4 protein-coding genes are annotated in these 10,629 nt (G+C 71.2%); all 4 read left to right on the top strand.

Features of this window, described 5'->3' with window-relative positions:
• Positions 1-1,489 (top strand): non-ribosomal peptide synthetase (locus ABZY11_RS39045; protein ID WP_356483719.1); only part of this gene is annotated, 1,489 nt, incomplete at its 5' end.
• The gene (locus tag ABZY11_RS39050; protein WP_356483720.1) at positions 1,486-8,571 is read left to right on the top strand and encodes an amino acid adenylation domain-containing protein; all 7,086 of its coding nucleotides are present in this window, start codon (positions 1,486-1,488) and stop codon (positions 8,569-8,571) included. The genes ABZY11_RS39045 and ABZY11_RS39050, both read left to right, overlap by 4 nt.
• Positions 8,572-8,828: 257 nt before the next feature.
• Positions 8,829-9,674 carry a kinase gene (locus ABZY11_RS39055; RefSeq protein ID WP_356483721.1) on the top strand — a complete coding sequence of 282 codons (846 nt, stop codon included), beginning with the start codon at positions 8,829-8,831 and terminating at the stop codon, positions 9,672-9,674.
• A 1-nt stretch (position 9,675) separates the two neighbouring features.
• Positions 9,676-10,629, top strand: a 954-nt coding sequence (locus ABZY11_RS39060) for a cysteine synthase family protein (RefSeq protein ID WP_356483722.1), incomplete at its 3' end; no start/stop codon positions are given.

The raw sequence follows: 10,629 nt of genomic DNA on the forward strand, positions 1-10,629 counted from the left end.
TCTGGTGACGGACCGGGATCCGGGTTCGCTGGTGTTGCCGGCGGGTGTGCGGGTGCTGGGTTCGGTGTCGGGTGGTGAGGGTGTTTCCTCGGACGCCTCGGATCCTGGGGTGTCGGTGCATGTGGATCAGCCGGTGTATGCGATGTTCACGTCGGGTTCGACGGGGGTGCCGAAGGGTGTTGCGGTCACGCATCGCAATGTGGCGGACCTGGCTGCGCAGACGATGTACGCGAGTGGGAATCACACCCGGGTGTTGTTCCACTCGGCGATGGCGTTCGACGCGTCGACGTTCGAGATGTGGGTGCCCTGGCTCAACGGCGGCACCCTCGTCGTGGCCCCCGCAGGACACCTGGCCCCGGCCGACTACCAGCGGCTCCTGACCGAGCACCGGATCAGCTCGCTGTGGATGACGGCCGGTCTGTTCCGCGTCGTGGCGGAGGAGATCCCGGAGGCGTTCGCCGGAGTGCGTGAGGTGTGGGCGGGTGGTGATGTGGTGCCGCCGGAGGCGGTGCGCCGGGTCATGGACCACTGGCCCGACATCACGGTCGTGAATGGTTATGGTCCGACGGAGACGACCACCTTCGCCACCACTCACCGCATTCACCGTCCGTTGGACTACGCGGGTGCGATCCCGATCGGTGAGCCTCTCGACAACCACCGGGTCTACGTTCTGGACGAGGGGCTGCGGCTGGTGCCGCCGGGCACCCCCGGCGAGCTGTACATCGCGGGAGCCGGCCTGGCGCAGGGGTACCTGGACCGGCCGGCGCTGACCGCGGACCGTTTCGTCGCGGACCCGTACGGCCCTGCGGGTACGCGGATGTACCGGACCGGCGACCTGGTCCGCTGGAACCTCGAAGGCTCCCTCGAATACCTCGGCCGCGCCGACCAGCAGGTCAAACTCCGCGGCTTCCGCATCGAACCGGGCGAGATCGAGACCGTCCTCGCCGGCCGTCCGGGCGTGGCCCAGGCCACCGTCGTGGTCCGGGAGGACCGGCCCGGCGACAAACGCCTCGTCGCCTACCTCACCGCTGAGGAAGGTGCCCGGATCGAACCCGGGGACGTCCAGCGGCAGGTGACCGGGCTGCTGCCCGACTACATGGTCCCGTCCGCCTTCGTCGTCCTGGACGAGATCCCGCTCACCGTCAACGGCAAGGTCGACCGACGCGCCCTGCCCGCCCCGCAGTTCGGCAACGACGCCGCCACCGGGCGCGCACCGCGCACCGCCAAGGAAGAAGTCCTGTGCGGCCTCTTCGCGGAGGTGCTGGGGCTGCCGTCGGTCACCATCGACGACCACTTCTTCAACCTCGGCGGGCACTCGCTCCTCGCCACCCGGCTCGCCGGCCGGATCCGCACCGTACTCGGGGTCGAACTCTCCGTGGCGACCCTCTTCGAAAACCCGGTCGTGGCCACGCTCGTCGAGAAGCTCGACGGCGCCGAGGCCGCACGGCCCAGACTTCGGCCGATGCGCCGGATGGGAGTGACCAAGTGATTCCCTTGTCCTTCGCCCAGCAGCGGCTGTGGTTCATCGCCCAGATGGAAGGGCCGTCGACCACCTACAACATTCCGCTCGCCGTCCGGCTGAACGGCGAACTCGACCGCCCGGCACTTCAGTCGGCGCTCCTGGACGTGGTCGCCAGACACGAGAGCCTGCGCACCCTCTTCCCCGACCAGGACGGCACCCCGTACCAGCACATCCTCGCCGAGGAGGACGTGGAACTCCCACTGCCGGTCGTCCCGGCCGACGCCGCGATGCTGCCGGCCGTTCTCGCCGAGGAGTCCGCCCAGGTCTTCCACCTCGCGGTGGACCTGCCGATCCGGGCCCGCCTGATCGCCCTGGGCGAGCAGGAGCACGTCCTGCTCATCGTGATGCACCACATCGTGTCGGACGGCGGCTCGACCGCACCCCTGCTCCAGGACCTCGCCACCGCCTACGAGGCCCGCGCCCGGGGCACCGCCCCCGCGTGGGAGCCGCTCCCGGTCCAGTACGCCGACTACACCCTGTGGCAGCAGGAACTGCTCGGCGAGGGCGACGACCCGGAGAGCGCCGGATCCCGCCAACTGGAGTTCTGGCGCCAGGCATTGACGGACCTGCCGGAGGAGGCCACCCTGCCGGCCGACCGTCCGCGCCCGGCCTCCGCCTCGTACGTGGGCGCCACCTGCGACGTCCACCTGCCGGCCGAGCTCCACATCGGTCTGACCCACCTCGCACGGGAGTCCGGCGCCACACTGTTCATGGCCGTACAGGCCGCCGTGGCGACCGCCCTGTCCCGCTCGGGGGCCGGACCCGACATCCCGATCGGCTCCCCGGTGTCCGGGCGCATCGACGAGGCACTCGACGGTCTGGTCGGCTTCTTCGTCAACACCCTGGTGCTGCGCACCGATCTGACCGGCGACCCGAGCTTCCGCGACCTGCTCACCCGGGTCCGCAAGACGGACCTGGCCGCCTGGGACAACCAGGACCTGCCCTTCGACCGGCTCGTCGAGGTGCTGAACCCCGAGCGCTCCGCCTCCCGCCACCCGCTCTTCCAGGTGATGCTGACCATGGGCGAGGCCGGGTCGGACGTCATCGGGTTCCCGGGGCTCGACGCCCGGACCGAGTACAGCGCCCTCCAGATCGCCAAGTTCGACCTGACGTTCGGCTTCGCCGAGCACCGCACCCGCGACGGCCGGCCGGACGGCCTGGACATCACCATCGAGTACGCCACCGACCTCTACGACGCCCGGACCATCGACGCCCTCATGGCACGGCTGAACCGGCTGCTGGAGGCCGTGGTCACCTCGCCCGACACCCCGCTGTCGGTCCTCGACCTGCTCGGCGAGCACGAGCGGCGGCTGCTCCTGGAGGAGCGGAGCGGCACCGCCACCGGCACGTCCGAGCAGAGCCTGGCGGAGCTGTTCGCCGCCCAGGCCGCCCGCACCCCGGACGCCATCGCCCTGGTCGACGAGGACCACGATCTGACCTTCGCCGAACTCGACGAGGTCACCAACCGGCTGGCCCACCACCTCATCGACGCCGGAGTCGAGCGGCACGACGTGGTCGCCGTCCTGATGGAGCGCTCGACCGACCTGCTCACCGCGCTGCTCGCCGTGGTCAAAACCGGTGCCGTGTATGCCCCGCTGAACACCACCGACCCCGACAGCCGCCTCGTCCGGATCCTGGCCGACACACAGGCGCCGGTCCTGCTCACCGACCAGGCGCTCTCGGACCACCAGGTCGTCCAGGAAGCCGACGCGCGGATCATCGTCCTGGGCGACACCATTGACCTCGACCGGCTGCCCGCCACCGCTCCCGCCCACACCATCCACCCCGACCAGCCGGTGTACGCGATGTTCACCTCGGGTTCGACGGGGGTGCCCAAGGGTGTTGCGGTCACCCATCGCAATGTGGCGGACCTGGCCGCGCAGAGCATGTACGCCAACGGCAACCACCGACGCGTGCTGTTCCACTCGCCGGCCGCCTTCGACGCCTCGACGTACGAGATCTGGGCGCCGTGGCTGAACGGCCGCACGGTCGTGGTGGCCCCCCGAGGCCATCTCGCCCCCGCCGACTACCAACGGCTGCTCACCGAGCACCGGATCACCGCACTCTGGATGACCGCAGGTCTCTTCCGTGTCATGGCGGAGGAGGCGCCCGGGGCGTTCGCCGGGGTCCGTGAGGTGTGGGCCGGGGGTGACGTGGTGCCGCCGGAGGCGGTGCGCCGTGTGATGGACCACTGCCCGGACGTCACCGTTGTCAATGGATACGGTCCGACGGAGACCACCACCTTCGCCACCACTCACCGCATCCATCGGCCGCTGGACTACGCGGGTGCGATCCCGATCGGTGAGCCTCTCGACAACCACCGGCTGTACGTCCTCGACGAGGGGCTGCGGCTGGTGCCGCCGGGCACTCCGGGCGAGCTGTACATCGCGGGAGCCGGCCTGGCGCAGGGCTATCTCAACCGGGCCTCGCTGACCGCGGACCGTTTCGTCGCCGACCCGTACGGCCCTGCCGGTACGCGGATGTACCGGACCGGCGACCTGGTCCGCTGGAACCACGAAGGCTCCCTCGAATACCTCGGCCGCGCCGACCAGCAGGTCAAGATCCGCGGGTTCCGCATCGAACTCGGCGAGATCGAGAGCGCGTTGACCGCCCAGGAGGCAGTGGGCCAGGCGACCGTCGTGGTCCGGGAGGACCGGCCCGGCGACAAGCGGCTCGCCGCCTACCTCGTCGCCGCCGACGGCGCCCGCATCGACACAGACGCGGTGCACCGCGAGATCGCCGGCGCACTTCCCGAGTACATGGTCCCGTCCGCCTTCGTCGTCCTCGACGAGATCCCGCTCACCACCAACGGCAAGGTCGACCGGCGCGCCCTGCCCGCACCCCAGCAGAGCGCCGACACCGGCGGGCGCCCGCCCCGCACGCCTGCCGAGGAAGTCCTCTGCGGCCTCTTCGCGGCCGTTCTCGGACTGCCGTCGGTCACCATCGACGACCACTTCTTCCGGCGCGGCGGGCACTCCCTGCTCGCCACCCGCCTCATCAGCCGCATCCGGGCCGTGTGGGACACCGAGATCACCATCCGGGACCTGTTCCAGTACGCGACGGTCGCGCAGCTGGCCGAGCGGATCGCGGCCGAGGGCAGCGGGGAGCGGCGGCCGGCGCTGACGGCCGGGGAGCGGCCGGAGATCGTCCCGCTCTCCTCCGCGCAGCAACGGCTGTGGTTCCTCGACCAGATGGAGGGCCCGTCCGCCACCTACAACATCCCGCTCGCCCTGCGGCTCAAGGGCCGACTCGACCGCCAGGCACTCCAGTCCGCCCTCACCGACCTCACCACCCGTCACGAGGGCCTGCGGACCGTCTTCCCCACCCACGAGGGCACCCCTCACCAGCACATCCTGCCCCCGAGCCCCATCGACCTCCCCCTGATCACCACCACCGAGGAGGAACTCACGGAGCGGCTGGCCGCCCAGGCCGGCCGGACCTTCGACCTGGCGGCCGAACCGCCGTACCGGGCACAGCTGCTGAGGCTCGGGGCCGAGGACCACGTCCTCATGCTCGTGATCCACCACATCGCCTCCGACGGCTGGTCCAACGGACCACTCTTCCGCGACCTGGCCACCGCCTACGAGGCCCGCACCGAGGGCACCGCCCCCGCGTGGGAGCCGCTGCCGGTCCAGTACGCCGACTACTCCCTCTGGCAGCAACGGCTCCTGGAACGGGACGAGGAACGCCAACTCGACCACTGGCGCGGGGTGCTCGCCGACCTGCCGGAGGAAGCCACGCTTCCCGCCGACCACGCCCGCCCCGCCGTCGCCTCCAACCGGGGCCTCACCCACGCCGTGCACTGCCCCGCCGAGCTGCACACCGCCCTGATGTCGCTGGCCCAGGACACCGGGACCACGCTGTTCATGGTGGCCCAGGCGGCCGTGGCGACCCTGCTGTCCCGCTCCGGAGCCGGGCACGACATCCCGCTCGGCTCACCCGTCGCGGGGCGCACCGACCAGAAGCTCGACGACCTCGTCGGCTTCTTCGTCAACACCCTCGTCCTGCGCACCGACATCAGCGGCGACCCGAGCTTCCGCGAGCTGCTGACCCGGGTCCGGGAGACCGACCTCGCCGCCTGGGCCCACCAGGATCTGCCCTTCGACCGGCTCGTCGAAGCCCTCAACCCCGAGCGCACCACCGCCCGGCACCCCCTCTTCCAGGTCATGCTCACCGTCGGCGACACCAGCAACGAGGCCCCCCGACTCGCCGGACTGGGCAGCGAGTTCGCCATCCCGCCGGTCTCCGTCGCGAAGTTCGACCTCACCTTCGCGTTCGCCGAGAACCGCACCGCGGACGGCCGGCCCGATGGCCTCGACATCCTCATCGAATACACCACCGACCTGTACGACGCCCGCACCATCGAAGCCACCGCGGACCGTCTGGTCCGGCTCCTCACCGGCGCCGTGACCACCCCCGATCTGCCCCTCGCGGAGCTGGAGATGGTGTCCGAGCACGAGCGGACCCAGCTGCGGGAGTGGGGCGGCGCGCAGTCGTCGGCGCCCGGCCTCGGACTCGACGCATTCTTCACCGAGCAGGCCGCCCGCACCCCGCACGCGGTGGCGCTGGTCCACGAGGACCAGCGGGTGACGTACCAGGAGCTGGATATCTGGTCCAACCGGCTGGCCCGGCACCTGACCGCACGCGGGGTCACCCCGGGCAGCATCGTCGCCATCCACCTGGAGCGGTCCCCGCAACTGATCGCCACACTGCTCGCCGCCCTGAAGGCCGGGGCCGGATACACCCTGCTCGACCCGCAGTTCCCCGCCGACCGGCTGAACACCGTGCTCGGGCAGACCGATCCGGCGGCCCTGGTCACCCAGGCCCACCTGACGGCCCTGTCGACCCCGGCCACCCTCGTCGACCTGACCGCGGAGATACCCGCGATCAGCACCCTGCCGGGAACACCGGTGGAAACGGGCGGACACCCGGAGTCCATCGCCTGCGTGATGTTCACCTCCGGGTCGACCGGAGTCCCCAAGGGCGTCGCGGCCTCGCACCGGGCGCTGGCCGCCACCTTCATCGGCCCCGACTACCTGGACTTCGGACCCGGGCAGACCTATCTGCAGAGTTCACCGGTGTCCTGGGACGCCTTCGCCCTGGAGGTCTTCGGACCGCTCCTGCACGGCGGCGTCTGCGTCCTTCAGCCGGGCCAGCACACCGACCCGCACCAGATCGCGGAGCTGGTGGAGCGGCACGCGATCACCACCCTCCAGATGTCGGCGAGCCTGTTCAACCACATGCTCGACGAGCACCCGGCGGCCTTCTCCCGGATCAAGGAGGCCATGACCGCCGGTGAGGCCGCCTCACCCGCCCACACCGCCAAGGCACTGGCCGACCACCCCCACCTCCACCTGGTCAACGGATACGGGCCGGCCGAAAGCATGGGCTTCACCACCACCCACACCCTCACCGGGCCGGCGCCCGCCATCCCGATCGGACGGCCGATCGCAGGCAAACACGCCTATGTCCTGGACGAGAACCTCCGGTTGCTGCCACCGGGCGTCCCCGGCGAGCTCTACGTCGCCGGGCACGGCCTCGCCCACGGCTACATCGGACAGCCCGTACTGAGCGCGGAGCGGTTCGTCGCCGATCCGCACGGTGCGCCCGGCTCACGGATGTACCGGACCGGCGACCTGGCCCGCTGGAGCCAGGACGGCGCGCTGGAATATTTCGGCCGGGCCGACCACCAGATCAAGTTGCGGGGTTTCCGTATCGAGCCGGGTGAGATCGAATCGGCGCTGCTGCGGCACCCCTCCCTCGCCCAGGCGGCGGTGCTGATCCGCGAGGACCGGCCCGGTGACAAACGGCTGGTGGCGTACGTGGTGCCCACCGAAGGCAGCCGGACGGACCTTGCCGAACTGCGCCGGCACGCGGTGGCGGCCCTGCCCGAGTACATGGTGCCGGCCACGATCGTGCCGCTGGAGGCGCTGCCCCTGACGGTCAACGGCAAGCTCGACCGCCGTGCGCTGCCCGAACCGCCGCAGGCCGACACCACCGGCGGCCGGGCGCCGCGCACCCCGGCGGAGGAAGTCCTGTGCGGCCTCTTCGCGGAGGTCCTCGGACTGACATCGGTCACCATCGACGACCACTTCTTCCAACTGGGCGGCCACTCGCTGCTCGCCACCCGGCTGATCGGCCGGATCCGCTCCATCTGGGACACCCGCGTCACCATCCGGGACCTGTTCCAGTCCCCGACGCCGGTGCTGCTCGCCGAGCACATCGCCACGAACACCGGCGGCGACCCGATGGAGACGCTGCTGCCGATCCGGGCCGCGTCCGCCGCCGACACCGAGGCCCCGCTGTTCTGCGTCCACGCGATCTCCGGGATGAGCTGGTCGTACGCCGGTCTGCTCCGGCACATCGGCGGACGGCGGCCGCTGATCGGGCTCCAGGCAAAGGAGTTGACCAGCCCCTCGGACCGGCCGGCCGGCATCGAGGAGATGGCGGACGGCTACGTGGCCGAGATCCGCGCGGTCCAGGCCCATGGCCCGTACCACCTGCTCGGCTGGTCGTTCGGCGGTCTGGTGGCGCACGCCGTCGCGGCCCGACTGGAGGAGCAGGGCGAGGAGGTGGCGCTCCTGGCGCTGCTCGACTCCTACCCGCTGCCCGACGGATTCCGGCCACCCGCCATCACCGGCCGGGAGGTGCTGACCGCGCTGCTCGGCGGCCGCGGCGCCGAACTCGACATCCGGTGCGCCGACACCACCCCGGACGCGGCGGAACTGGCCGACGTGCTGCGCGCCGAGGACGCGATCCTGGGAGCGCTGGAGCCGGCCCAGGCCGCGGCGGTCGTGACCGCCACGGCCGGAAACCTGGAGATGCGCTACCGGTACGTTCCCCGGCGGCGGTTCGGCGGCGACGCGGTGTTCTTCAACGCCGCCCGCACACCGGCCGCGACGGGCGGCGCCGACGCCTGGGCACCCCATGTCACAGGCCGGGTCGAGGAGTACGACATCGACTGCGAGCACTGGGACATGACCACGGCCGAGCCGCTGCGCGAGATCGGAAAGGTGCTGGCCGAGGAGTTGCGCGGGGCGCGCCACTGACCCGGCGACCCACAGGTGCCCGGGCCCGCCACGACGGCGGACCCGGGCACCTGTTGCGTGCGCCGTCGTCGCCGGACGCCGAATTGCCCGCGGGCTGCCGCTCATGCCGCCGGGCGGCAGCTTGCGGCCTGCATAGCGTGAAGCCATCCGCAGGCCACGGCTCCCGGCAACAGAAAGTCAAGGAAATGGTTGATCATTCCGGCTGGCGTGTCGGGGTAGCTTCAGCCCCCGTCCACCACGGCGAGATCCTGCAAGGCGTGTTCACCGGTGACGGCGGGCTCACCCGAGGACTTGTCACTCTTCCCTGCACCATTCACGCGACCCGCGCGACGTTCATCCCCGCCCCCGGCGCCGAGGTCACCGTCACGCCGGAGTGGAAGGGCAAGGCGCGGTGCGCGGCCGAACTCGCGGTCCGCGCCGTGACCCCGCCGGGCGCCGAGCCGGCGGGCGGTCACTTGGACCTCACCGGTGACGTGCCGCTGTGCCGGGGCTTCGGCTCGTCCACGAGCGATGTGCTCGCGGCCATCTGGGCGGTGAAGGACGCGTTCGTCAGCCCGCTGCCGCCGCAGGACGTCGCCCGGATCGCGGTGCGCGCGGAGACCGCGTCCGACTCCCTCATGTTCGAGGAGTCCACCGTCCTCTTCGCCCAGCGTGAGGGCACGGTGATCGAGGACTTCGGCTACCGGATGCCGGCCATGCGGGTCCTCGGCTTCGGTTCACGCCCCGAGGGCGGCGGGAGGGGAGTGGACACGCTGGCCCTCTCACCGGCCCGCTACGGGCAGGACGAGATCGACCTCTTCACCCGGCTGCAGGCGATGCTCCGGGAGGCCATCCAGATGAAGGACGTGGCCCTGCTGGGCTCGGTGGCCACGGCCAGCACGGAGATCAACCAGCGTCATCTGCCGATCCCGGACCTCGACCGCATCCGCGACATCGCGCGGACCACGGGAGCCGTCGGGGTACAGGCGGCACACAGCGGGGACATCGCCGGTCTTCTCTTCGACCGGGACGACCCCGAGGCCGAGGAGCGGACCGGCCTGGCCCAGGACCTCCTGCAAGAGCTCGGAATTCACGAGCAGTGGAACTACACAACGGGTGACTGACATGACGACGACGACCCTGCCCAAGGCTCACTCCTCGATCGTGGAGGCCACGGAGCTGCCACGCATCATCAAGGTGAGCGACAACCTCTACGCGGCGGCCTTCAGCCTGATGAAGCTGCTGCCCGCCCGTTACATACTCGACCGTGCCGAGGCCGCCGGCCTGATCTCCACGGGCACCCGGATCATCGAGACCTCCTCGGGCACCTTCGCCCTGGGCCTGGCCATGGTCTGCCGCCTGCGCGGCTACCCGCTGACCATCGTCGGCGACTCGGCGATCGACCGGGATCTGCGCAACCGGCTCGAAATGCTCGGTACGACGGTGGAGATCGTCGAGCACACCGGCCAGGCCGGCGGCATCCAGGGCGCCCGGCTCGCCCGCGTGGCCGAGCTGCGCCGGCAGTACCCGGACGCCTTCGTCCCCGGCCAGTACGACAACCCCGACAACCCGGGCGCGTACGGCGTCGTCGCCGATCTGATCGGCAACACCGTCGGCGCCGTGGACTGCCTGGTGGGCCCGGTGGGTTCGGGCGGCTCCACCGGCGGACTCGCCGCCGCGCTGCGCCAGACCGGCCCAGCACTGCACCTGGTCGGTGTGGACACCCAGGGCAGCATCATCTTCGGCAGCCCGGACGGACCGCGCATGCTGCGCGGCCTCGGCAGCAGCATCCACCCGGGCAATGTCAAGCACGCGGCGTACGACGAGGTCCACTGGGTGACGGCCCCCGAGGCGTTCCACGCGACCCATGAGCTCTACCGCGCACACGGCCTGTTCATGGGCCCGACCAGCGGCGCGTCCTTCCAGGTGGCGTCGTGGTGGGCCGAGCGGAACCCGGGGAGCACCGTGGTGATGGTGCTCCCGGACGAGGGCTACCGCTACCAGTCCACGGTCTACAACGACAGCTGGCTGCGCGAGCAGGGGATCGTCCCCGCCCCCGCCGTCGACGGCCCGCTCACC

This window comes from Streptomyces sp. NPDC006510 (assembly GCF_040611955.1).
GTDB lineage: Bacteria > Actinomycetota > Actinomycetes > Streptomycetales > Streptomycetaceae > Streptomyces.